This window comes from Arthrobacter sp. B055-34 (assembly GCF_059090425.1).
Window position 1 is genome coordinate 32,600 of sequence record NZ_JBNHFQ010000014.1, and the last position, 23,566, is coordinate 56,165.

The 23,566-nt window shown below is 62.6% G+C and carries 24 protein-coding genes; 14 read left to right on the plus strand and 10 right to left on the minus strand.

What is annotated here, in order from left to right:
- Positions 1-2: 2 nt before the first annotated feature.
- The 3 genes from qcrA to ctaE form a co-directional block, all read right to left on the minus strand.
- Positions 3-1,031, minus strand: a complete 1,029-nt coding sequence (qcrA, locus tag AC5RWO_RS20010; RefSeq protein WP_498733489.1) for a cytochrome bc1 complex Rieske iron-sulfur subunit — start codon at positions 1,029-1,031, stop codon at positions 3-5.
- 95 nt (positions 1,032-1,126) lie between these two features.
- Positions 1,127-1,939 carry a cytochrome bc1 complex diheme cytochrome c subunit gene (qcrC, locus tag AC5RWO_RS20015; protein WP_498733490.1) on the minus strand — a complete coding sequence of 271 codons (813 nt, stop codon included), beginning with the start codon at positions 1,937-1,939 and terminating at the stop codon, positions 1,127-1,129.
- A gap of 86 nt (positions 1,940-2,025) precedes the next feature.
- On the minus strand, positions 2,026-2,664 hold the full coding sequence (gene ctaE / locus AC5RWO_RS20020) for an aa3-type cytochrome oxidase subunit III (RefSeq protein WP_498733492.1): 639 nt from the start codon (positions 2,662-2,664) through the stop codon (positions 2,026-2,028).
- 148 nt (positions 2,665-2,812) lie between these two features.
- On the opposite strand from ctaE, the gene trpD reads away from it, so the two are divergent.
- Positions 2,813-3,865: an anthranilate phosphoribosyltransferase gene (gene trpD / locus AC5RWO_RS20025; RefSeq protein ID WP_498733494.1), complete on the plus strand. Its 1,053-nt coding sequence runs from the start codon at positions 2,813-2,815 to the stop codon at positions 3,863-3,865.
- Positions 3,866-3,938: 73 nt separating this feature from the next.
- Here trpD and AC5RWO_RS20030 read toward each other — a convergent pair whose 3' ends face one another.
- Together AC5RWO_RS20030 and AC5RWO_RS20035 are read right to left on the minus strand one after the other, a co-directional pair.
- On the minus strand, positions 3,939-4,220 hold the full coding sequence (locus AC5RWO_RS20030) for an Lrp/AsnC family transcriptional regulator (protein WP_498733496.1): 282 nt from the start codon (positions 4,218-4,220) through the stop codon (positions 3,939-3,941).
- A 42-nt stretch (positions 4,221-4,262) separates the two neighbouring features.
- Complete coding sequence (locus tag AC5RWO_RS20035) at positions 4,263-4,670, minus strand: DUF3054 domain-containing protein (RefSeq protein ID WP_498733498.1); 408 nt, start codon at positions 4,668-4,670, stop codon at positions 4,263-4,265.
- Positions 4,671-4,736: 66 nt separating this feature from the next.
- On the opposite strand from AC5RWO_RS20035, the gene AC5RWO_RS20040 reads away from it, so the two are divergent.
- From AC5RWO_RS20040 to AC5RWO_RS20055, 4 genes are all read left to right on the plus strand, one after another.
- Positions 4,737-5,108: a VOC family protein gene (locus AC5RWO_RS20040; protein WP_498733500.1), complete on the plus strand. Its 372-nt coding sequence runs from the start codon at positions 4,737-4,739 to the stop codon at positions 5,106-5,108.
- Between the two features lie 63 nt (positions 5,109-5,171).
- Positions 5,172-5,759 (plus strand): sigma factor-like helix-turn-helix DNA-binding protein, encoded by a 588-nt coding sequence (locus tag AC5RWO_RS20045; RefSeq protein ID WP_498733501.1) that lies wholly within the window; start codon positions 5,172-5,174, stop codon positions 5,757-5,759.
- Positions 5,756-6,280 (plus strand): hypothetical protein, encoded by a 525-nt coding sequence (locus tag AC5RWO_RS20050; protein ID WP_498733503.1) that lies wholly within the window; start codon positions 5,756-5,758, stop codon positions 6,278-6,280. The genes AC5RWO_RS20045 and AC5RWO_RS20050 overlap by 4 nt, the downstream gene beginning before the upstream one ends.
- Before the next feature lie 104 nt (positions 6,281-6,384).
- On the plus strand, positions 6,385-6,861 hold the full coding sequence (locus tag AC5RWO_RS20055) for an SRPBCC family protein (RefSeq protein WP_498733505.1): 477 nt from the start codon (positions 6,385-6,387) through the stop codon (positions 6,859-6,861).
- A gap of 71 nt (positions 6,862-6,932) precedes the next feature.
- Here AC5RWO_RS20055 and AC5RWO_RS20060 read toward each other — a convergent pair whose 3' ends face one another.
- Positions 6,933-8,267, minus strand: a complete 1,335-nt coding sequence (locus tag AC5RWO_RS20060; RefSeq protein ID WP_498733575.1) for an MFS transporter — start codon at positions 8,265-8,267, stop codon at positions 6,933-6,935.
- A 312-nt stretch (positions 8,268-8,579) separates the two neighbouring features.
- On the opposite strand from AC5RWO_RS20060, the gene AC5RWO_RS20065 reads away from it, so the two are divergent.
- From AC5RWO_RS20065 to AC5RWO_RS20075, 3 genes are all read left to right on the plus strand, one after another.
- Entirely contained in the window at positions 8,580-8,801 is a 222-nt protein-coding gene (locus tag AC5RWO_RS20065) for a hypothetical protein (protein WP_498733506.1), read from the plus strand.
- Between the two features lie 561 nt (positions 8,802-9,362).
- Positions 9,363-9,848: a maleylpyruvate isomerase family mycothiol-dependent enzyme gene (locus AC5RWO_RS20070; RefSeq protein ID WP_498733508.1), complete on the plus strand. Its 486-nt coding sequence runs from the start codon at positions 9,363-9,365 to the stop codon at positions 9,846-9,848.
- 199 nt (positions 9,849-10,047) lie between these two features.
- Positions 10,048-10,746 carry a maleylpyruvate isomerase family mycothiol-dependent enzyme gene (locus AC5RWO_RS20075; RefSeq protein ID WP_498733510.1) on the plus strand — a complete coding sequence of 233 codons (699 nt, stop codon included), beginning with the start codon at positions 10,048-10,050 and terminating at the stop codon, positions 10,744-10,746.
- A 598-nt stretch (positions 10,747-11,344) separates the two neighbouring features.
- On the opposite strand, the gene AC5RWO_RS20080 is transcribed toward AC5RWO_RS20075, so the two are convergent.
- Entirely contained in the window at positions 11,345-13,732 is a 2,388-nt protein-coding gene (locus AC5RWO_RS20080) for an ATP-binding cassette domain-containing protein (protein ID WP_498733512.1), read from the minus strand.
- A gap of 147 nt (positions 13,733-13,879) precedes the next feature.
- On the opposite strand from AC5RWO_RS20080, the gene AC5RWO_RS20085 reads away from it, so the two are divergent.
- Together AC5RWO_RS20085 and AC5RWO_RS20090 are read left to right on the plus strand one after the other, a co-directional pair.
- Positions 13,880-14,443 carry a hypothetical protein gene (locus AC5RWO_RS20085; protein ID WP_498733514.1) on the plus strand — a complete coding sequence of 188 codons (564 nt, stop codon included), beginning with the start codon at positions 13,880-13,882 and terminating at the stop codon, positions 14,441-14,443.
- Positions 14,444-14,584: 141 nt separating this feature from the next.
- Positions 14,585-15,217 (plus strand): peptide deformylase, encoded by a 633-nt coding sequence (locus AC5RWO_RS20090; protein ID WP_498733516.1) that lies wholly within the window; start codon positions 14,585-14,587, stop codon positions 15,215-15,217.
- A 2-nt stretch (positions 15,218-15,219) separates the two neighbouring features.
- On the opposite strand, the gene AC5RWO_RS20095 is transcribed toward AC5RWO_RS20090, so the two are convergent.
- Complete coding sequence (locus tag AC5RWO_RS20095; protein ID WP_498733518.1) at positions 15,220-17,307, minus strand: S9 family peptidase; 2,088 nt, start codon at positions 17,305-17,307, stop codon at positions 15,220-15,222.
- A gap of 85 nt (positions 17,308-17,392) precedes the next feature.
- Here AC5RWO_RS20095 and AC5RWO_RS20100 point away from each other — a divergent pair, with 85 nt between their 5' ends.
- From AC5RWO_RS20100 to AC5RWO_RS20115, 4 genes are all read left to right on the plus strand, one after another.
- A complete protein-coding gene (locus AC5RWO_RS20100; protein WP_498733520.1) occupies positions 17,393-18,280 on the plus strand; it encodes a putative RNA methyltransferase in 888 nt (295 codons plus the stop codon).
- Positions 18,281-18,476: 196 nt separating this feature from the next.
- The gene (locus AC5RWO_RS20105; protein WP_498733521.1) at positions 18,477-18,950 is read left to right on the plus strand and encodes an NfeD family protein; all 474 of its coding nucleotides are present in this window, start codon (positions 18,477-18,479) and stop codon (positions 18,948-18,950) included.
- A gap of 99 nt (positions 18,951-19,049) precedes the next feature.
- On the plus strand, positions 19,050-20,006 hold the full coding sequence (locus AC5RWO_RS20110; RefSeq protein WP_498733523.1) for an SPFH domain-containing protein: 957 nt from the start codon (positions 19,050-19,052) through the stop codon (positions 20,004-20,006).
- 172 nt (positions 20,007-20,178) lie between these two features.
- Positions 20,179-20,526: an RNA polymerase-binding protein RbpA gene (locus tag AC5RWO_RS20115; protein WP_074702362.1), complete on the plus strand. Its 348-nt coding sequence runs from the start codon at positions 20,179-20,181 to the stop codon at positions 20,524-20,526.
- 50 nt (positions 20,527-20,576) lie between these two features.
- Here the strand turns inward: AC5RWO_RS20115 and AC5RWO_RS20120 are convergent, their stop codons facing one another.
- Together AC5RWO_RS20120 and AC5RWO_RS20125 are read right to left on the minus strand one after the other, a co-directional pair.
- Entirely contained in the window at positions 20,577-21,305 is a 729-nt protein-coding gene (locus AC5RWO_RS20120) for a polyprenol monophosphomannose synthase (protein WP_498733525.1), read from the minus strand.
- 488 nt (positions 21,306-21,793) lie between these two features.
- Positions 21,794-23,458: an amidohydrolase gene (locus AC5RWO_RS20125; RefSeq protein ID WP_498733527.1), complete on the minus strand. Its 1,665-nt coding sequence runs from the start codon at positions 23,456-23,458 to the stop codon at positions 21,794-21,796.
- Positions 23,459-23,566 lie beyond the last annotated feature (108 nt).

Genomic DNA, 23,566 nt, shown 5'->3' on the forward strand with positions numbered 1-23,566 from the left:
GATTAGCCACGCTCCCAGAAGCTAGGTCCGACGGGTTCGTGGAAGTCGCTGGTTGCAACCAGGTATCCCTCGTCGTCGACGCTGATGGGCAGCTGCGGCAAGGCGTGTGTGGCCGGACCGAAAATGACTTTGCATTCCTGGGTCAGGTCGAACGTCGACTGGTGGCAGGGGCAGAGCAGGTGATGCGTCTGCTGCTCGTAAAGAGCGACCGGGCATCCCACGTGGGTGCAAATTTTGGAATAGGCAACGATGCCGTTGTAGTTCCAGTCTTCGCGGCCGGGGGATACATGGAGGTCCTCCGGATTGAGACGCATAAGCAGGACGACGGCCTTGGCCTTTTCTTCCAGCTTGTGCTCAGCTTCGTTCAGGCCTTCCGGAATCACGTGGAAAGCCGATCCGATAGTGACATCGGACGCCTTGATCGGTGTACCGCTCGGGTCGCGGGTCAGGCGGACTCCTGCATCCCACATCGTGTGCCTCAGCACATCGGGATTGAGGTCATCTGAGAGGTCGCGCAGGATCCCGATGGCCGGCAGTGGCGCGAGAATCATGGCACCCAGCAGTGTGTTGCGTATCAGCGGACGGCGCTTGATGCCCGTTTCCTCAATGATCTCCGTGACCATCGTTTCCGCAATCACGCGGTCTTCTTCGGTGCGGACGGCGTGGCGCTCTTCGGCGATCTCGTGATCGGGCATCAGGGTCTTTGCCCAGTGGACAATACCTACGCCAATTCCGAGCATGGCAAAGGCAGTGCCCATACCGAGCAAAAAGTTCTGCAGTCGCAGCGTTGCAATGGTCTCATCCAAACGGATGGCAAAGTATCCCACGAAGAAAAGCAGGGTACCGATGATGGAGATTACGAACAGAATCGCAACCTGTTTCTCGGCACGCTTTTCGGCCCGGGGATCCTTGTCGGCAAGGCGCGGGCGATGTGGCGGAAGTCCAGGATCCTGGAACTTCTCCACTTCGCTCTGACCAGCCGTAGCAACGGTGCCCGAGGATTTCGGACTGCCGTGACTATGGTCGCCCATGATCCCTCTCATCCTTCTCTTGATATGTCTCTAAAGATATTCAGTGCGTGTGTTGTCAGTAGTTTCCCGACGGCCCTACGGCCGCCGGGAGGAGATCAGGATGACCGCTGGGTCAGCCAGATCGTGAAGGCGATGATGACTCCAAGGCCCGCTGTCCAGATCAGGAGGCCTTCGGAAACAGGGCCGAGCGATCCTAGGGAATTACCACCGGGTGATCCCTGTTCTTCAATGGTATTCAGGAAGGCGATGATGTCCTGCTTGCCTTCGGGGGAGATGTTGGCATCGCTGAAGACAGGCATGTTCTGCGGGCCGGTCACCATGGCTTCGTAGATGTGCTTCTCGCTCACGCCAGCGAGTGCTGGTGCGTATTTGCCGCGGGTGAGAGCACCGCCGGCTGCTGCAGCGTTGTGGCACATGGCGCAGTTGACTCGGAACAGCTCGCCGCCGGCAGCGGGATCACCTTCGCTGGCATCGAGGTACTGTTCCTCGGGAATGGCCGGACCGGCGCCCAGCGAAGCAACGTAGGCTGCCAACTGCATGGTCTGCTCGTCATTGAACTGCTTGGGCTTCTGCTGTGCCTGTGGGCCGGTCATCTGCATCGGCATACGACCCGTGCCGACCTGGAAGTCGACGGCTGCTGCGCCGACACCGATCAGAGAAGGACCTGCCTGATTTCCGTGGGCACCTTCCGGAGCGCCAACTGCACCCAACCCGTGACAAGTGGCGCAGTTTGCAACGAAGAGCTTTTCGCCCTCTTCGATGTCCTGTGCCGAGTATGTGGTGGTTGTCGCCTGGGCCTCGTTGACCGTACCGGCTACGGCGTAAAGACCGCCGGTAACCAGCAGACCCATAAGCAACAGGGCAATGGCCGCCAGCGGATGTCGCCGCTTTTGCGAAAGTGCCTTCACTTCGTGGTTCCTAACTCTGTGGTGCGTGTGCGTCGAATGCAGCTTCTTGAAATTCTGTCCTTCGTAGAAGAACAGTCAAGTAAGGCTTACTTCAGGAAGTAAATGATGATGAACAGTGCGATCCAAACCACATCGACGAAGTGCCAGTAGTAGGAGGTAACGATCGCTGAGGTCGCTTCAAAGTGCCCAAACTTCTTCGCGACATAGGCGCGGCCGATGATCAGCAGGAATGCGATCAGGCCGCCAGCGACGTGAAGACCATGGAAGCCTGTAGTGATGTAAAACGCCGAGCCGTAGGCATTCGAGGAAAGCGACACTCCTTCTGACACGAGCATGGCGTACTCATAAGCCTGCACCGACACAAAGATGGCGCCCATGAGGAAGGTGAGCAGGAACCACTCGACCATTCCCCATCTGGCGACATTGAAGGGGCTGCCGGTTCGGCGGGCCTGAAGGCGTTCGGCCGCGAACACGCCAAACTGGCAGGTGAAGGAGCTGGCTACCAGGACGATGGTATTGACCAACGCGAACGGAACGTTGAGTTTTTCCGTTTCGGCGGCCCACATCTCTGGTGAGGTGGCTCGCAGGGTGAAGTACATAGCGAAAAGGCCGGCGAAGAACATCAGCTCGCTGGAAAGCCACACAACGGTTCCGACGGAAACGAGGTTTGGACGGTTCAGCGTAGGATGCGCCGGGGTACTGGGGGCGTGGGTTGCAGTTGTCACATAGTCATTATGTCTATAAATCCGCCCAGTTCACCAATGCATCGGAACGCGTGGCGGGCGCCGAACGTTCCCAACCCCCGGTATTCCGCGGATTGTCGGCAAAGTTAATATTCAGGCAGTTTCTACAATTCGTAGATAACCTAGGTGTGTGAGCCCTATTAGTGATGCCAAGACTGCCCTTCAATGGCCCGTTCTGATCTCGGCGCTGATCGCCGGCGACGACCTCAGCCGAGAGCAAACTCACTGGGCGATGAACACGATAATGGCCGGCGAAGCCACCGACGCTCAGATGGCAGGGTTCCTGGTGGCGCTCCGGGCGAAGGGCGAGACGGTCGACGAACTGACCGGCTTGGTCGATGCGATGGTCAGCAATGCCCGCCCGATTGACATACCGGGCGAGAAGCTCGACATCGTCGGAACCGGCGGCGACCGGCAGAACACCGTTAACATCTCTTCGATGGCCGCACTCGTATGTGCAGGGGCCGGAGCACGCATCGTCAAACACGGAAATCGTGCTGCCTCTTCGTCTTCGGGGTCAGCGGACGTTATCGAAGCACTCGGCGTGCGCCTGGATCTCCCCGTCGACAGGGTGGCTCAAGCCGCGGTCGAGGCCGGCATCACTTTCTGCTTTGCCCAGGTATTCCATCCGTCCATGAGGTATGCGGGTACCGTTCGCAGTGAGCTCGGGGTGGCTACGGCATTCAACTTCATGGGCCCCATGACGAACCCGGCGCATCCGACTGCATCCGCAATCGGCGTCGCCGACGCCAGGCTGGCCCCCCTCATCGCGGGCGTCCTTGCTACTCGTGGGCAGCGGGCACTGGTCTTCAGGGGAGGGGACGGTCTTGACGAGCTCACCACCACCGGCCCATCGACGGTTTGGGAGGTCCGGGACGGCAAGGTAACTGAAACGGAACTCGACCCGCTCGATCTAGGTATCGCGCGCGCCACGCTCGATGACCTGCGTGGAGGGGATGCGGCTGCCAATGCGGAAGTAGTCCGGCGCACACTGGCGGGAGATCACGGTCCGGTGCGTGACGCCGTCGTTCTTAACGCTGCTGCTGCCTTGGTCGCATTGGACGAGTCCGCCGAAGGAACCCTTCAAGAAAGGCTGGCGACGGGCCTCGCGCAAGCTGTTGAAGCCATTGACAGCGGAGCAGCCGCTGCGGCATTGGACCGTTGGGTCAAGGTCACGCAGTAGCAACGGGTCGAAGAAAACGTAAAATGCGCGTGGGCCGGAGGATGCTTGCTCCGGCCCACGCGCATTGGTCAAGTTAGTGGTCGAATCCCAAAGAGAAGGCCGCATCGAGGTCATGTTGGGAATAGGCGCGGAAGGCGATCTGCGTCGTCGTGGCTTGCACGCCCTCAACCTTGGAGAGCCGGTCCGCGATCACATCGGCAAGATCCTCATGCTTGGTGACCCGGGCAACGGCAATTAAGTCCCATTCACCGGTAACCGAGTAGACCTCGCTGATGCCTTCGATCTCCGAAATCTCCTGCGCGGATTCCGGAATCCGGGATGCATCGGTCTGGATGAGTACAAACGCTGTAACCACTTTTGCTGCCTTTCATCGCACCATTTATGCCTACAACCGAGGTTATGCCAAGGTCCGGCTTTTGCGTATCTTCATGACCAGCGCCGCGACCAGGCGCCAGCCGACAATAAATACGCCCAGTACCAACAGGGTCACGATCTGGAACGACACCGCGAGTCCTCCGCCGGCAAGTCCGCGCAGGAGGAGTCCGAAAACGACCGCGGAAAGCCAAACAACGACGGCGGCCAGCCACAGCGCCAGAGGCCGGCGCCAGGCTCGGCCAAGGAGCCAGCCGATAGCAGCGCCGCCGGCAAAAGGCGCGGCGGTCAAGAGGATTCCCGGCACGTCCAGGCCGTGTTCGTGGGTGTCGCGTCCGATCGCTGCAAAAAGGACGATGCACGCGATGTCTCCGGCGGAAGCGAGGACTATGCTGGCCGTAGATTGTCGGGGAGCGATTGCAGAAGTCTTCACGAATCAAGCCTACGTCCCACCTCGGCACTTCCTAGCGACGGTCGGGGCGATGGAGGACTCGGAGGAATGGTGAAAATCACACAGATTGCCCAGCATGCCTCGGACCTCGACCGGGCCCGGGCGTTCTACGGGGACTTGCTTCGGCAGGAAGCAGCGGCCGTTTTTGACCCGCCGGGACTGGTCTTTTTCATGCTCGACGGCGTCAGGTTGCTCCTGGAAAGGGAAGCGCCTTCCGCGCTCATCTATTTGCAGGTACATGATCTGCACTCGGAGATCACAAGGCTGAGGGACGCCGGAGTTGAAGTAGTGGCGGAGCCGCAGCTGATCTTCCACCATGACGATGGGACGCTGGGGCCTGCCGGCAGCGACGAATGGATGGCTTTCATCAAGGACTCCGAAGACAACACCATTAGCTTGGTAAGTCAACCATTGAACTAGCCTTGTCTGCTGATAAACAAAGCTGTAGCATTGTTAGTATGCTCACAAGGATGACGTGTTGTTGTGTACGTATTGACCGTTGATCAGCGTAAGTCCAGGACGCGGGAGGACCTCGTTGGCCCGGTGATGGATGAGCTTAACAAGGATGCCCTGCGGCCGTTGATTCTCCCGTTTGACCGAACGGCAGGCGATGAGATGCAAAGTCTTATGGATGATGCTTCCGTCGCCTTGAGCATCGCGATGGAATTGGCCATCAGCGGTCATTGGAGCGTTGGTATCGGTATTGGGGAAGTGCGAAAGCCTTTGCCGGATAATACTCGGGCTGCGTCAGGGGAGGCATTCGAGCGTGCGCGCACGGCAGTGACGGCTGCTAAGAATGCCTCCGGGAATATCGCCGTTTCGGGTCAGCGCCCTATGGCTGCACAGGCGGAGGCATTACTGCAGTTGCTGGTCTCCGTGGCGCGAAAACGCAGTGCCATGTCAGTTGAGGCGGGTATTCTGAGCGACCAAGGCCTGACGCAGCAGCAGATTGCCCGCCAACTGGGGATTAGCCAGCAGGCCGTCTCCAGCAGGCTTCAGAGCGGGTTGTGGCAAGAATCGCGAAGGGTCCAAGCGGTCGCAGAGTCCCTTCTGGAAGGTGCAAATCCGTGAGTCTAGCCAGTCTGATTCTGCTGTGTCTGGCTGCGCTCATAGCGGTTCCGATGTACGGGGAGCGGTTCCGCGGCGGCGGGAACGCCCGCTTGTATTCACTCAGTGCTATTTCGCTTCTCTGGTTGGGAGTGGCGGCGTTGCTGGCCAGTATCAGCGAGGGTGGTCTGGGAGGCGGCGTCTATGCATTTGCCGTGGCCGCCGCCGCCGTGGGCGGCGGGCCGCTGACTGTCAGTATCCTCACCCTGTCTTTCAACGCCTTGCACCCGGAGAACCGGGAGAAAGCTGAGAAGGAGCCTGTCCTTCGAGGGGGTGCTTGGATCGGCGTACTGGAGCGGACAGGCATCTCCGTTACGCTGCTGGCTGGCTGGCCGGAGGGACTGGCGGTAGTACTGGCGGTGAAAGGTCTCGGCCGATACTCCGAACTCGGCCAGTCCGGCGCTGCGGAGCGGTTCATTCTAGGAACCTTCGCCAGCGTGCTCTGGGCAGCGGCTGCCAGCGGAATCGCCGTATTGCTCCGGTAAGAGGCGCGACGTTGCTTCGCGTCGTCGCTGTTTTGTGGGGCTGGTAGCGACGGCGGGGGATCGGTGCCATTGCGGTTGAACCGGACGTATGGCATAACAGGCACATGGCCGCCGTCGACCGAATTCAGGCAGAAGTGTCACTCAGTTGCTCGGTTGCCCATGCGTGGACAGTATTCGTGCATGAAAAAGGCCAGTGGTGGCCGGAGATGGACTTCTGGCCGGTTGCGGGCTCGCTACTGACGGAGCACTGGGAACTGGACGGCGTTTCGTTTCAGGCCACCGGAGTGGTCGAAGACGTGGTCGAGGGGCGCCGGCTCGTCTTTTCATGGCGTGAGAGTGATTGGGAACGTCCGACTACTGTCGAGTGCACCTTTGACTCAGACGGAATGGGAGCACGGATCTGCCTCAGTGAATCAGGGTTCGCTGCGCTGTCTGATGGAGAGTCGCTTGCAGCCGATCATCGTGCGGGTTGGGCTTATCACCTGCAGACGCTCAAACAGCATGTGGACGAAACCAGTACGCCTTACGGCATGGGGGAGAGGCAATCAACAGAGGGAGTGCCGGGGCCGTCGTCGCAATGACAGTACGATGCCGGATGGTGCCCGTATTTCTCGCGACCGGAGTCGGCTGGCACGACATGCGACGGCGATAGTTAGAGGTTGTGGGTGGGACCAGGGGTTTCGTCGTCCTTCAGCGGCTGCAGCTTGCTGTCCGGCGGGTAGAGGTTGGACCCAGTGCGGTCCTTCAGCGTCAGAGTGGCGATCAGCGAGGCCGCCACGAGCAGGAATAGGTATGTCGAGACGGCGACGGTGGTGTTGAACGTGCCCACCAGCGCGGTGGCGATCGTGGGGGCGAAGGCCCCGCCGAGCACCGCACCCATCGCGTAGCTGATGGAGGCGCCGCTGAGCCGGATCCGGGCCGGAAACAGCTCGGCGTACAGGGCCGGCAGCGGTCCGTAGGACAGCCCCATGACCGCGCCAAAAACCACCAAGGCGGCGACGACGAGGATCATCTCGGCGGTGTCGATGAGCAGGAAGAGCGGGTATAGCCAGGCGAGCATGCACGCCCATCCTATGATGTACATCTTGCGGCGGCCGATGCGATCGGAGAGTACCGCGGAGACCCAGGTTGAGACCAGCCAAGCCACCGAGCCGAGGGTGATGATGTTGAGGATGGTATCGGCGTTCAAGTCCAGCTGTCTAGTGGCGTAGCCCAGGATGAAGCCGCCGGTGAGCATGTAGCCGGCAGCGTTATTGCCCATGAAGATGAGCGTGGCCTGGATAACCTTCTTAGGGTGATGGCGGAAGAGGGTGGACAGCGGCGCGGTCTCAGTCTGTTTCGTGGCCTCCAGCTCATGGAACACCGGAGATTCCTCGACCCGGGTGCGGATGTAGTGGCCGATCAGGATCAGAACGAAGCTCAGCAGGAATGGCACCCGCCAGCCCCAGGCCAGGAACTGCTCGTCGGTGAGCGTGGCGGCGAAGACGGCTGTGACCCCGGAGGCCAGAAGCATCCCTGCGGGAACGCCCAGCTGCGGAAAGGCTCCAAACTTGCCGCGGTGTTCGGCCGGGGCGTGTTCGACAGCCATCAGCGCCGCCCCGCCCCATTCTCCGCCGGCGGAGAATCCCTGGACGATGCGCAGGAACACCAGCAGGATCGGGGCCCACACCCCGATTGTGGCGTACGTAGGCAGGACGCCGATGAGCGTGGTACCTAGACCCATGAGGATCAAGGTGATGATCAGCACTACCCGGCGGCCATACCTGTCGCCCACCCGGCCCATGATGACGGCTCCGAGGGGGCGGAACAGGAAGCTGATGCCGACGGTGGCGAACGAGACGATCGAAGCCATGGTTCCCTGTAGCGGGGAGAAGAACAGCGGGGCGAGGACCAGGGCGGCGGCGTTGGCATAGATGAAGTAGTCGTACCACTCCACCGTAGTGCCGATCATGGTAGCCCCTGCCACCCTGCGCTGTTGAGGGGTCATGCGGCCGGTCTCTGTCGGTCTGGCGTTCACGACGACTCCTTCGTCCGGAAGCGACGGGCTCGCGCGGGGAGGGCCGACCGCCGGGTATTCGGTCAACAGGTGGCGGAGAGAATGATGGCCGGCGTCATTGCCCGCGACACGCCCAGTCTACGGCTTGCGCGTCGCGGAATGATAGGGCGCGGTGCTCCACGACGCGACGCAGCCCGTGGGCGCCATCCAAGAGCGGACGCCGGTGGTCCCCTTGGCCGGGGCTCGGTCACGATCCGGCAAAGAACCTGATCTTTCGACAGTGCATCTGGCAAGATTGCGAGCATGATCGAGATGCCTCGGCCGCCCGAGCCACCCTCCCTGCCACAGGAAAAAATCCGGGAGCTGATCGCCTATGCCGACGGGATGGCCATTTTCATGGAGGCTGAAGTGGAACTGATCAACGAGCTGGGCAGGTCGGCTAGCGGGAACGATTTGGCACGGATTATCGAGGGCTGGAAGTTCACCGCCCTGGCCCTGCGTGAAAGCTACGACGGCCAGCTCTGAGGCGGGCAATTGCGTCCTCCCGATCAGCGGGCCACGCCATCAAGTGCCTCCTATATCCCGCGCATGCCGCGGAATCGAACGTGGATCGTCGCAAAAATAGGGCCGAATACCACGCGGTCACTGACCTCTTGGGGGAGACCAACCCACCCGGCCTTCGTCGTCTTTCCTGCCGCAGACCGTGACGCGGGACCCGGACGGCACCATCAGGGAGATCAAGGAGCAGAGCGGCAAGGACATCTGGCTGTGGGGGAGCTTGAAGCTCATGCACTGCCTGTTGCACACCGGCGTTGTCACGAAGTCTGGATGCTGGTCTGCCCGGCGTCAGGAGGCAAGGCAACGAAACATTTCTCGAGGATCGGCAGGACCTGAAGCTGGTAGAGGGGATCGTCGCGTATCCGGCGGAGGGCTTCATCGCATCAGCCTTCCCGAGAAGCGGCGAGTGACGCAGGTGGCGGGCAGCGCCATAGGGGGAGTGCCGGCGAGAGTGCCTTCCTCGGCAGGCCGCTTCAGTATTAGAGTGCCAAGGAGCGGTGATCGACCTAATCCCGAGAAGGAGCCGACATGCGCAAGTCCGCGGCAGCGATCTGGCAAATTGTGCATTCCGAAAGGCGGCGGCTCGCGGCTGATCTCACTGAGCTGCGCAACGACCAGTGGCGCGTCTCGTCTCTCTGCCCGGGATGGGATATCCACGATGTCCTCGCGCATCTGGTCGACACGGCACTGACCGGCCGGGTCTCCTTCGTCCGTGACCTGCTGATTGCCCGCATGGACTTCGACCGGGCAAATGTGAACGGCATTGCCCGAGAGAAGCGGGAGGATCCGCAGGACACACTCGGCGCGCTACAGGAAGCTGCATTCCTCAGGCGCACACCGCCGGCGAACCTCTCAACACGCCTGGTCGAGGCCATCGTGCACGGAGAGGATATACGCCGGCCCCTGGGCATCGATGCTACCCCGAACTTGCCGTCGCCCAAGCCTTGGCCTACCAACTGCGCACCCCTGTCTCCTTTGGAGGCGGACGCGAACGGGCAGCAGGATTGCGACTGATCGACAGGAAGACCGGCGCAAGCTGGGGGCAGGGTGACGAGGTCGAGGCCGACTCTATCGACCTGCTGCTGGCACTCTCCGGGCGCCTGGTGCCCCAAGAGAGGCTCAAAGGCACCGGCGCATCCCGACTGGTCGCGGCGGCAGCAGTCACATCAACTGCGCATGAATCGGGTCACCGAGGAGAAGTGGACGAAGCGATATGACGCGATGGCAGACCGACCGGCTCTGGGCGTTGGCGCACGCCGAGCGAGCCGCACTGGCAGAAGACCTGTCGGGCCTCAGCGCCGAGCAATGGAGGCACGGCACTTTGTGCGGTCACTGGGATGTCGAGCAGGTCGTGGCCCACCTCACGGCCGCTGCCACCTTGAACCAGTGGCAGTGGCTTCGCAGCATGCTCGGCGCGCGTTTCCGCCCCGACGCGCATAACCAGCGTCGGCTGACGGAGCGGTGCGGCCGGACACCGGCAGAAACGCTGGACTTGTTCCATACTATTGTCAAAAATACAACGGCACCTTCCGGACATATACCCGCCTACCTTGGCGAGGTCGTCGTACACGCCCAAGACGTCCGCCAGCCCCTGGGGATTCACCGCGCACCGAGTGTCGAGGCGTTGACACCAGTGGCCGAATTTTTCGTCCGCCGCAACTTCACCGTCGCCAGCCGGACGAACGTCGCCGGCCTGCAGCTGCGGGCAGATGACGGCCTGTTCGCCGCGGGTAGCGGTCCTTTGGTGACCGGTTCGACCCTTGCTCTGGTGATGAGCATGGCCGGCCGCGAAATTTATCTCGACGAGCTCGATGGCCCGGGCGTGCAGACCCTGCGGATGCGCCTCCAAGGTGCCAAGGCTTCTCATCACTCATTCAGAACCACCCGCGACCACGAGGGGGAGCCTCAGTGATTGCATAAGATGCGATAGCCAAAGTACTACTTGACATAATGTAGATTATCGGCGAATTATTTGAGCGGCTGGGAGTGGCGGAATGCCATCGTTGCTCGGTGGCATATAGGCGATGCGGTGGGAACTTCGGTTCCGTCCGACGGCGACGCCTACACCAGAACTTTGCTGATGCTATTCACGGTGCGATCCGTGTAGTCGATCAACGACGACGATTGATGGCGTTACTTTGCATGGGCGTATTTCTGACCGCGTGCGTGGTTTTCAACGAGTAAACCTGCAGAGGCATTACTCCATGCGTGTTGGCTTGGATAATCCCAAATCAGCACAACTTGACATAACTAGTGCATCACCCTTGTAAGTCCGGTCGTCGTCGGTGGCCCCACATGGTCCAGCGGCCTGACCTGGCCGCAGGACCTGCTGAGCAATTTGCTGCGGGGCCGTCTTCAGATGGCGAGCAGGTTGAGGGACGCGTCGTGGTGCTGGTCCGGGATGTCAGCGCCGCCATTCGGTAGGCGACGCGCCACCACTCCCCCGGCCATAATCCGCCGTGAGTCGGGGCGGCGACGACGCGCAGCACGGTAGTCGCCGCCCTTGGAGATCAAGCGCCCACGTAGGTGGCGAGATGCTCGCCGGTGAGGCCGGCGCGGGTGGCAACAAGCTCGGAGGGTGTTCCCTCGAAGACGAGACGGCCGCCGTCGTGGCCAGCGCCGGGGCCGAGGTCGATGATCCAGTCGGCATGCGCCATGACCGCCTGATGGTGTTCGATGACGATGACCGATTTGCCGGCGTCGACGAGTCTGTCGAGGAGGCCGAGGAGTTGCTCGACGTCGGCCAGATGCAGCCCGGTGGTCGGCTCGTCGAGGACGTAGATGTCACCCTTTTCCGCCATCTGGGTGGCGAGCTTGAGCCGCTGCCGTTCGCCGCCGGAGAGCGTGGTGAGGGGCTGGCCGAGGCTGAGGTATCCCAGTCCGACGTCGGCGAGCCGGTCGAGGATTTTGTGGGCGGCAGGCGTGCGTGCCTCGCCCTCGTTGAAGAACCCCTCGGCTTCTGTCACCGACATTGCGAGTACTTCGGCGATGTTCCGGCCGCCCAGCGTGTATTCGAGCACTGCTGCCTGGAACCGCTTCCCCTCGCAGTCTTCGCAGGTGGATTCCACAGTGGCCATCACGCCGAGGTCGGTGTAAATGACGCCGGCGCCGTTACAGGTGGGACAGGCACCTTCCGAGTTGGAGCTGAAGAGCGCGGGCTTCACGCCGTTGGCCTTCGCGAACGCCTTGCGGATCGGCTCGAGCAAGCCGGTGTAGGTGGCCGGGTTGCTCCGCCGTGAGCCACGGATTGCACCCTGGTCGATCACCACCACACCGTCGCGCCCGGCAACCGAACCGTGGATCAGCGAGCTCTTGCCGGAACCGGCGACACCGGTGACAACACACAGCACCCCCAGCGGGATGTCGACGTCGACGTCCCGGAGGTTATGTGTTGACGCGCCGCGTACCTCCAGCGCGCCGGACGACTGGCGCACTGTTTCCTTGAGGCTCGCCCGGTCATCGAGGTGGCGGCCGGTGATGGTGTCACTCCCCCGCAGCCCCTCTACGGAGCCCTCGAAGCAGACGCTGCCGCCCGCGGTGCCCGCTCCGGGCCCAAGGTCGACGACGTGGTCGCCGATCGCGATCGTCTCCGGCTTGTGCTCGACGACGAGCACCGTGTTGCCTTTGTCCCGCAGCTGCAGCAGCAACTGGTTCATCCGCTCGATGTCGTGCGGGTGCAGGCCGATGGTCGGTTCGTCAAAGACGTAGGTGACATCGGTGAGCGATGACCCGAGGTGGCGGATCATCTTGGTGCGCTGTGCTTCGCCGCCGGACAGGGTGCCGGCGGGCCGATTGAGCGAGAGGTAGCCCAGTCCGATCTCTTTGAAGGAGTCCAGCAGGTGCTGCAGCCCGTTGAGCAACGGGGCCACCGACGGCTCATCGAGGTCCCGGATCCATTCGGCGAGATCGCTGATCTGCATCTCGCAAAGGTCCGCGATGTTCTTGCCCTTGATCTTTGAGGACAGGGCTTCCTGGCTCAGCCGGGTGCCGTCGCACTCGGGGCAGGTTGTAAAAGTCACCGCCCGCTCCACGAACGCACGGATGTGCGGCTGCATCGCCTCGACGTCCTTGGAGAGCATGGACTTCTGGATCTTCGGGATCACGCCCTCGAAGGTGAGGTTGACCCCTTCCACCTTGATCTTTGTCGGCTCCGAGTAGAGCAGTTTGTGGAGCTCCTTTGGGGAGTACTTCCCGATCGGCTTGTCCATGTCCAAGCCGGCACCACTGAAGATGCGTCCGTACCAACCGTCCATGCTGTACCCGGGAACCGTGAGAGCGCCCTCGGCGAGCGACTTGGTGTCGTCGTACAGCGCTGTCAGATCGAAGTCGTTGACGGCGCCCATGCCCTCGCATCGCGGGCACATGCCGCCCAGCCGGTTGAAGGTCGCCTTCTCTGCCTTGGTCTTGTTACCGCGCTCGACGGTGATCGCTCCGCTGGCCTTCACCGTAGGCACGTTGAAGGAGTAGGCATTGGGTGAGCCGATATGCGGATCGCCAAGCCGGCTGAAGAGAATGCGCAGCATCGCGTTGGCATCGGTCGCGGTGCCAACGGTGGAGCGCGGGTTGGCGCCCATCCGCTCCTGATCGACAATGATCGCGGTTGTCAGGCCCTCCAGATAGTCGACGTCGGGGCGCGCCAGCGTCGGCATGAATCCCTGCACAAAGGCGCTGTAAGTCTCGTTGATCATGCGTTGGGACTCCGCCGCGATCGTGGCGAAGACCAGCGAACTTTTGCCCGAGCCCGAGACACCCGTGAAGACCGTCAACCGGCGTTTCGGGAGCTCGACGCTGATGTCCTTGAGGTTGTTCTCGCGTGCGCCCTGTACACGGATCAAGTCGTGGCTGTCTGCAAGGGGCAGCGCAGGCGACTGAATATCCGTGTTGGTGACCATGCTCATCGTGTCTCCATCTGTCATGGGGACGCCGCGGCTGTCTTCGACGGCGTCGTCCGGATCGGTCTAACCAGGTTCGTGCGGTGCTTCAACGGTCCACTGTCTACCTTAATCGACGTCGCCGCCCTCGTGATTTGAACGTACGATGGCTGCATGTGGACGGACCGGCAGCTCCTGCCGTTACAGGGCAGGAGCTGGCGGACATTCCTGCTGTTTCTGGTGGCGGTTTTTTCGCTGGCATCCTGCAGCTCCGGCGCTCCGGAATCTCCCCGCGACGCCGCATCCCCGGATCCGTCCGGCGGCCAATCCATCCAGCAGGACGGGCCTCCGGCCACCGTCGAGCAGCTCAGCGCGTCTGTTGGGGCCGCGGACGGCACCAACGACGACGACGACGTTGTGCTGCTGACAGTGGCGAACAAGTCCGAGGCAACCGTGCTTGTCCTTGCCGTGACCCTGTACTCACCGCGCTTCAGCGGTGGCACGGACTGGGTGCCGGACAGGGCCGGCGGAACGCGGCTCAGCCCCGGGGACAGCCTGTCCGTACCTGCCGCCTTGCAGCCTGTCCGCTGTCAGGAGGACCCGGATCACTCCGAGGCGACCATTGCCATCACCGTGGACCGGGCCGAAACGGGATCGATGACCGTGGAAGTCGCCGCCGCAGATCCGCAGGGCGTGTTGGAAGCCCGCTACCGGACCGGCTGTTCCAGCAGCGCCTGAGCAAACGCGCCTGAGCAATGCGCCGGAGCCAGTGCCTGGCAGCCTCCGCCCAAAGCAGCCTCCGCCCAGGGCGCCGGTCGCCTGGGACGTGGATAGGATCAAGGCTGACGGACATTACCGGAACGGACGGAGAAACGCATCGTGTCAGGACTGAGGGCAGCCGACATCCGCGCAGCAGTGGCAGCAGCGCTGGAGCGGGAGCAGCTGCCGCAGATCGTCCAGCTGGGACACCCGGTCCTGAGGCAGGCTGCGGTTCCCTATGACGGCCAGATCGAGGACGCCGAACTCCAGGCCCTGCTGGAGCTGATGCGCCGGACCATGCATGCCGCACCGGGGGTCGGCCTCGCGGCACCGCAGATCGGCATCCCCTTGCGCCTGGCGGTATTGGAAGATCCAGCCACCGTGGGGCCCGAGATAGCTGGCGCACGCCAACGGCAACCGCTGCCGTACTTTGCCGCGATCAACCCGCACGTCCGCACCATCGGCGAGTACACGGCGTCGTTCTTTGAAGGCTGTTTGTCCTTTGCCGGCTACCAGGCCGTCGTGGAGCGTCACCGGATAGTGGAACTCGAATATCTCCGCGCGGACGGAACGGTCAGGACCGAAGAGTTCACCGGCTGGCCGGCACGCATTGTGCAGCACGAAACGGACCACCTTGACGGCGTGGTTTACATCGACAAGGCCGCCACCCGCTCGTTGTGCACCAGCGCGGAATACAGCAGCCGCTGGGGGCAGCCGACCATCGAGCACGCCCGCCAGGAACTGCGCTTCTGAGTTCAGCCGGCGGCCGGTTCCAGTTCCGCGGTTTCGCCCGACCGCTCGGGCTGCCCGGCTTGGTTCCGGGCAGTGGGCAGGTAGGTGGCCCACCAGCGCAGGATCTCGTCGAACCGCTGCTTGCGGTGCCACGGCGTCCCGGCGCGCGAAAGCTCGTGGTTCTCCCCGGGGAAAATCAGCAGTTCGGCCGGCACACCGTGCTGCTTGAGCGCCACGTAGTACCGCTGGGCCTGTTCCAGCGGGCAACGCAGGTCTTCCTCCGAGTGGATGATGAGCGACGGCGTCCTGACGTTGCCGATCTGGGCAAACGGGTTCTGGCTGCGGATGCCCTCCTCATCGGTCCCCGTGTATTCGCCGGAGAAGAACCAGCCGATGTCGCTGGATCCCACGAACGACGGCGGATCCAGGTAGCCGCGCTCAATGATCGCGGCCGCGAAACGGTGGTCCTGGGAGATTGTCCAGGCGGTGAGGTAGCCGCCGTAGGAACCGCCCATCACACCCACCCGGTCGCGGTCCAGCTGCGGATACTTCTCCTGCGCACCCTCCAGGAACGCGAGCACGTCCACCAGATCCACCGTACCCATGGCTTCCTTGATGGCCCGGCCATGCGCCTGCCCGTAGCCGGCGGCGCCGCGTGGATTGCACATCAGCACGGCATATCCGGCCTCCACGTAGACCTGGGCCTCGTCGAAAAGCCCCCAGCCGTACTGGGCAAAGGGTCCGCCGTGGATGTTCAGCAGTACCGGATTCGGGCCCTCCCCCTCTGGCAGCAGCACCCAGCCGTGCACCGGGTACCCGTCGGCGGCGGTGAAGGTCTCCTCCCGCAGCTTCGCCAGCGGCGATGCAGCGCGCAGGGCAGCGGAAAAATCGGTGCGGACATGCAGGCCCTCCGGGGTCACGAGCCCCACATCCCCGGCGGTACCGGGATCGGTGAAACTCACGACAAGCGATCCGGCCGCGCTGCCTGCCCCGGTCACCTGGCGTTGGCCGTTCACCAGAACCTGCAACTCTCCCGCGGCACTCACGCGCAGCAGTTCCACGGATCCGCGCGTGCTGTTCATAACGACGACGGCGTCATCGGCCACCGCGACCAGCTCACCGCTGGTTGCGCTCAGGTCGATGGTCTCGGCGTCGGTCAACCTGTGGGCCGGAGCGCTGGTGTCCGTGGGCGCCACGTAGAGGCCGGTGTTTCGTGCCACGAAGTCCGTGCCGCTTTCGCCGAGTTCATTCCCGAGGAAGAAGAGCCAGCGGCCGTCGGGACTGGGCGCCGGTAGGTCGGCGGTAATGCGCTGCGCCGGCTGATCCCGCAGGTTCGTGTGCTTGCGCAGATCCAGTCCGTCCGTGTCGATGGAGTAGATGTCCGAGACCAAATCGCTGTCGGCCTCTGCATGCAGGGCGGCGCTGAAGTAGATGCGGCCGCCGTCGGCTGAGTACCGCGGCGGCTGATGGTCCGCCGCTCCGTGGGTCAGCTGGACAGGCTCCGGCACCGGCTGGAATTTACGGCCCTCATCTTCAGCCTGCTTCTTCGCCCGGCCTGTCGGGGTTATCGGCGGTTCGGCCTGCAGGTCGGGCGCAGCCAGGCGGAAGAGCTGGGCGCGCTTGTCGTTGGTGTACCCGGCTCCGTTCAGGCGGTACTTATAGCCGGTGATCAGCCGGGCGTCCTCCGCGTCGGGGCCGAGTCCCTCCACGGTGCCGTAACGTCCTTCTTCTGGTACCGGTGCGGCAAAGACCAGACACGCCGAATCCGGCGACCACGCAAAGCCGGAAACACCGAGCTTCCGGTCAGTCAGCTGGACTGGTTCCCCTCCCCTGCCCTCGACGGCGAAAAGCTGGGGCGCTTCCCCGGGTGCAGCGCGCAGGAAAGCCAAAGTGCCCCCGTCGGGCGCAAATTTCGGGGCGATATCGCGGAAGCCGCGGGTCACGCGGCGCGGTGCACCGCCGTCGTTGTTCAGCGGTATCTCCCACAACTGTCCGACATAAGCGTCGGCAGCGAAGTCCGGGCGGGTAACGGACACCACCGCGCGTTCCCCCTCGGGATGGACCGTCGGCGCGGAAACGGAATTAAGTAAAACAATCTCTTCAGACTTCATCTTTGTGAGCTTAGTCTCACGCCAGGTGCTTGGGCGAGTCACCTTTCGGTAACGCAGGTGGCCGCCGTCTCGCTAGGATCGGTTTATGCCTTCACTCAGCGTGCCCTTGGAATGCGTCGACCTCCTGCTGTGCCCGGTGTGTGCGGAAGACATGCGGCCCAACGAAGGCTCGATTGCAGGTGGGATCAGCTGTGCGGCAGGCCATCGCTTCGACGGCGCCAAACAGGGGTACATCAACTTGCTCACTGGACGCGGCACGTCTTTCATTCCGGACACCGCAGAGATGGTTGCGGCCAGATCCGCCTTCCTTGATGACGGGCATTATGACCCGTTGCTCCGGCAGGTTGCCGGAACCGTCTCGGGACTGTTGGAAGGCGTTGAACGGCCGGTCATCGTCGATGCCGGGGCCGGCACCGGGCACTATTTGACTGCCGCCGTTGGAGCCGTGCCTGCCGCCAGAGCGGTGGCGCTGGATCTGTCCAAGTTTGCCCTCCGCCGCGCAGCGCGTTCCGTTCCGCAGGCGCTGTGCCTGGTGTGGGATCTCTGGCGGCCGCTTCCCCTGGCCGGCGGTGTCGTCGATCTGATCATCAACGTATTCGCTCCGCGCAATGCCGAAGAATATGCACGGATCCTCAAACCGGGCGGCCACCTGCTAGTGGTCACCCCGGCGCCCGGACACCTCGACGCCCTGAGGGCACGGCTCCCCCTGCTCGCCGTGGACGAGGACAAGTCGGACAAGCTCGCCGCTTCCCTGGCGCAGGACTTCACACCGGTGTCCGCGGACTCCCTGTCGGTGCCTATGCAGCTCAAGGGTGAAGATATGCGGAATGTGGTGATGATGGGTCCGAACGCCCACCATGCCGGCACAGCTCTTGAGCAGGTTGATGGAGCGACTGTGCTCCCGGAACCGGAGACACCGCTGGCAGTCGAAGCCCGATTTACCCTCAGCGTTTTCCGAAAGAGTGCCCGCTAGCGTCGTCGGACGCAGGGTCCGTTGCTCGTACTGCGCCTGCTGTGGTCACGAGTTGGCCACAGTTTCCGTGTAACAGCGAAGTTCGGGCTGGAAAGGGCCACAAATGCAGGCAAATCGGGCATGATGGTGCTGTGGACCACATGTCCTCTGTGGCAGATTCGTGGTCCCGCGTGTCTACCTGCAACAGGGGGAACTGATGTTTGAATGGCTCGTCATCAACAGCTGGGTCCTCTGGCTGGCCCTGTTCCTTATTCTGGCGATCGTCGAGATGATGACGCTCGACCTATTCTTCGTCATGATGTCCTTCGGGGCGCTGATCGCCTTATTTACCGCATTGCTCGGCTGGCCGTTCTGGATCCAGGTGGTCGTATTCTGCGTCGTTGCGCTGCTCATGGTTCTCGTGGTGCGGCCCATAGGGCTACGCCATTTGCGTCGCGGTCCCCGTGACCAGGCCACTAACGTCGACCGGTTGATTGGCGAATCGGCCATGGCACTGGAGCCGGTCACGGACCACTCAGGCATGGTCAAGATCGGTGGCGACACCTGGACGGCACGTTCGAGCGACGGCTCGCCAATCCCCGCGGGCGCCCGGGTAGCCGTGGCACGCATCGAAGGGGCCACCGCCGTCGTCTACCCTGCCGCGGAACCGGGCCCTTATCCGGCGCAGTAAGCCGGGCAAACATCCCACCGGCGCATCAACGCACTCAGCCTCACGGATGGCTCAGCATCCGGTCCAACGGCTGATGCGAATAACAACTGAAGGGGAGCTATGGATACCAATATCGGCATCTGGATAGTGCTGCTGGTCCTGATCATTTTCGTGTTCATTGTGTTGGTTCGCGCCGTCCGGATCATTCCGCAGGCGCGTGCGGGCGTAGTCGAACGTTTGGGCAAGTACCAGCGCACACTCAACCCCGGATTGACCATCCTGATCCCGTTCGTTGACCGGCTCCTGCCCCTGCTGGATCTGCGCGAACAGGTCGTGTCGTTTCCGCCGCAGCCCGTTATTACCGAAGACAACCTCGTCGTATCCATTGACACGGTCATCTATTTCCAAGTGACCGATCCCCGTGCCGCGACGTACGAGATCGCCAACTACATCCAGGCCGTCGAACAGCTGACAACTACCACGCTGCGAAACGTCGTGGGCGGGCTGAACCTTGAAGAGGCGCTGACCTCCCGGGACCAGATCAACGGCCAGCTGCGCGGTGTACTGGATGAGGCTACCGGCCGCTGGGGTATCCGCGTTTCGCGGGTGGAGCTCAAGGCGATCGACCCGCCGCACTCCATCCAGGATTCCATGGAAAAGCAGATGCGTGCAGACCGGGACCGGCGGGCGGCCATCCTGACAGCGGAAGGTGTAAAGCAGTCACAGATCCTCACCGCTGAAGGTGAACGACAGGCCGCCATCCTCAAAGCTGAGGGAGATGCCAAAGCAGCGATTCTCCGTGCCGACGGTGAATCGCAGGCGATCCAGAAGGTCTTCGATGCCATCCACAAAGGCAATCCGACCCAGAAACTGCTCGCGTACCAGTACCTTCAGACGTTGCCCAAGCTCGCGGACGGATCCTCCAACAAATTGTGGATCATCCCCAGCGAAGTCGGCGAGGCGCTCAAAGGTATCGGCAGTGTCTTGGGGGCTGCGACGCCCGACGGGTCAAGCTCTGATGGTGCCGACGGCGGTCCGGGCGAAGACCGCGCCAGTTCGACTCGAGGCCTGCTGTGAAATGTTCGCCTTTACCCATGCGGCCATTCCGGACTATAATTGGTTGTTTGCCGCGAAGCTGATGCCCGCTGCCGACCGGGAACAGTTGATGGTCCGGAAGCGTTGAAGGTAGTGCGGGTCATGCCGGGACGGTGCATTTCACCGCCCCACCATAAGACAAGAGGGAGAGATCATGAGCGATCGTAGCCTGCGGGGTATGCGTCTCGGAGCGCAGAGCATGGAGACGGAATCCGGTGTCGAGCCGGCGCCGCGTCAACGCGTGGAATACCGTTGCGAGGATGGCGAACAGGTCTTTGTTACCTTCGCCGCTGAGGCTGAGATCCCCCCGACCTGGGTTTCCAAGACCGGCAAGGAAGCGTTGCTCGTCAATGGCGAAAAGCCGGACGACAGCAATGAAAAGGCCGTCCGGACCCACTGGGATATGTTGCTGGAACGCCGCTCGGTCGAAGAACTGGAGCAGATCCTCGAGGACCGGTTGAACATTCTGCGTGAACGCCGCGGTGAACGCCGCTCCGCCTAAAAGAGGCATAGCTGAGGGAGGAGACCGGAAACGGTCTCCTCCCTCAGCGTTTAAGCCTTACCGGTCAGCTTGCGCCAGCGGGAACGGAGTCCCCATTTCGTGACAAGGATGATCGATTCAAGTACGATACCGCCACTCATCTTCGAGTCCCCGAATTCGCGTTCCACGAAAGTGATCGGTACTTCCCGGACGTCGAGTCCGGCCTTGAGCGTCTTCCAGGTCAGGTCCACTTGGAAGCAGTAGCCGACGGATTCGACCGATTCGAGATCGATCTTCTTCAGCGTCTCCGCACGGAAAGCATTAAAGCCACCGGTTATGTCCTTGACCTGGACGCCGAGCAGGATCCGCGAATACAAGCTGCCGCCGAGTGAGAGCAGCTTCCGGTGCAGCGGCCAGTTGACGACCTTGCCTCCCCGGATCCACCGCGAGCCTTTGACCATGTCCGCACCGCGATCCAGGGCATCCAGCAGACGCTGCAACTCTTCGGGCTGGTGGGAACCGTCGGCATCCATTTCGACCAGAACGTCATAGCCCGCGTCGAGACCCCAACGGAATCCGGCGATGTAGGCTGCGCCCAGTCCTTCCTTGCCCTGCCGGTGCAGGACATGGACGGCGCTGTCTGCTGCAGCTGCCGCGTCCGCCGCCGCTCCGGTGCCATCGGGAGAGTTGTCATCGACGACCAGGACGTCTGTGGCGGGGGCTACGGCCCGGAGCCGGTCCAAGGTTCGAGGCAGGGACTCAATCTCGTTGTACGTCGGAATGATGGTCAGGACCCGCACTCAGCTGCCTTTCGATCTCGCTACTGTTGCCGCATAGTATGGCGCGGGCATGTCCGCGGGACCGGCCGAACGCCAACGGTCCAGTATATGTCATCGTTCCTTGGTCCAGTCGCGCAGAGCGGACAGCGTCGGCAGAAAAGAGGGTAGGTTCGCGCGCCTTCGGGCCAGGAACCGGATCCACGAAGCGGACGGAACCTGTTTTCTACTGACGCGCAAACCTACCCGTTGGAAGCACCGGACATCCAGCCCCCGGGCAGAATCTTACTCTGCCGCCGACGTGCACCGGTCTGGTCCGGAGCCCGGCCTGGGCCATTGGCTTATCTAAAAACGACCCATTGAGCTAAAAGCTTACGTGGTCAGGACTGGGTGTCAATGTGGCCTTGACCTGCGCATTCTCCCATTTCTGCAGGTCAGTACGGCAAGTCGGAATACGCCCGCCTTGGAGAGTATTTTCCAGCTATTCCGTCGGGCCACCGGCCCGTGCACCATCAGGAAGCCGGGTGAAGGTCTCCGTCGTAGATTACGTACCCGTCCACCACCGTGCGCGAACATACGGGCAGGGCGTCGGTGTCCAGCGAGGGCAGCATGGGTGTGCCGGCCCGCGCGTCCGTGCTCCAGGACGAAACTCTGCTGTCGGCCGTCTGGATGGAGAGCTCGGCCACATCCCACACGGCGAACGTGGCCGGTGTGCCGGGGGCCAACTGGCCCTGCATGGGGTTGGGCTCTCGCGCCGCCCGCCAGCCGGCTCTGGTATGGGCAAGGAAAGCAGCCCGTGCCGAGATCCGCTGTTCCGGGTTGTGATGTTCCAGACAAGCTTTTACCGTCGCCCATGGGCTCTGCTCAGTGACTGGTGCGTCCGATCCCAGGCAGACTGGAACGCCTGCCGTCTGGAGTGTCCCGATGGCATTCATACCTAGGGATGTCTGCGCTCCGAGCCGGGATGCGTACATCCCGTTCGTGCCGCCCCAATAGGCGTCGAAGAGCGGCTGCATGCTGGCAGTGATTCCGAATTCCAGCAACCGGTCGACTGCCCCGGACGACATCATCTCGACATGCTCGAACCGGTGCCGGGCCGAGCGGACCGCGGCACTTCCCACGCGGTCGGCTGCAACCTGCAGAGCCTCGATGGCCAGGTCGAGCGCTGCGTCACCAATGACGTGGAAGCCGCCTTGGATCCCCTCAATGGAACAGAGTTCGAGGTGCCGGGCGGCTTGCTCCACGGTGAGGAATAGCTCTCCCGCTTCGCCAGGCCGGTCTTGGTAGCCGCCGTGCACACAGGCCGTGTGTGAGCCGATGGACCCGTCAATGTTGAGGTCGCCGGCCAGACCCTTGAGTTTGTGTCCGAACAGCTGCAGGATATCTTGCAGCTGCTCCGCCGACTCCGCTAGCTGGCCCCAGTACGGAAGGATCCTGGGAAGCGAACGGTGTTCGTCGTCCGCTAGTGCAATCAATCCCAGCAGGTCCTCGGCCGGAGCAATATGTGGGGCACCCATTTCCGCCAGTGCCACATACCCTCGCGAGGCGGCGTGGTTCAAGGCCAGACGCTGTACCTCCCTCCGGCGGGCGGCCGATGGGTTATGCGCCGCTGAGCGGACCAGTTGGAGTGCGCGGGAACGGGCCCGTCCCTTGCCGTCCCAGCCTTCCTCAGCCTGCAACCCGAGCCTTGCGGCGAACGAGGCGGAAACGGCTCCCGAGTGCACGTCAACCCGGCTGAGGTACACGTCCTGTCCCCCGCCGGCGCGCTCAAGTTCGTCAGCTGTCGGCGGCCGGCCTTCGGGCCAGCGGCTCTCATCCCAGCCATGCCCGAGGACCGGGGACTTGCCTGAACCCGCAGCGCCGGCAACGGTGTCGAGGAGTTCGGCCAAGGAGTTGCAACGGGACAAGTCGAGCGAGGTTAGAGCCAGGCCGGCGTCTGTGACATGCGCATGCGAATCCACGAACCCCGGGGCGACAAGCCGGCCCTGCAGGTCGATGATCTCCATCTTGCTGTCCGCGATTGACGTGGCTGCCTCTTCGGAGCCGATCCAGGCTACCGTTCCGCCGTCGACCAGCATTGCGGTGGCGTAGGGATCCGCAGGACTGTAAACGGACCCGTTGCGGTACAGCGAAAGACCGGATGCTGCCGCGCGTTCGGGCAGCTGGGACTCACTCATGAAACTCCAATCAAAGGTAAATCAACAAAAAAAGTTCATCACTGGAATCCGTTGGCGCAGTGCCGACGATCGGGCCGTGCAGTGGACCAGTCGCCGTTCTGATGAACG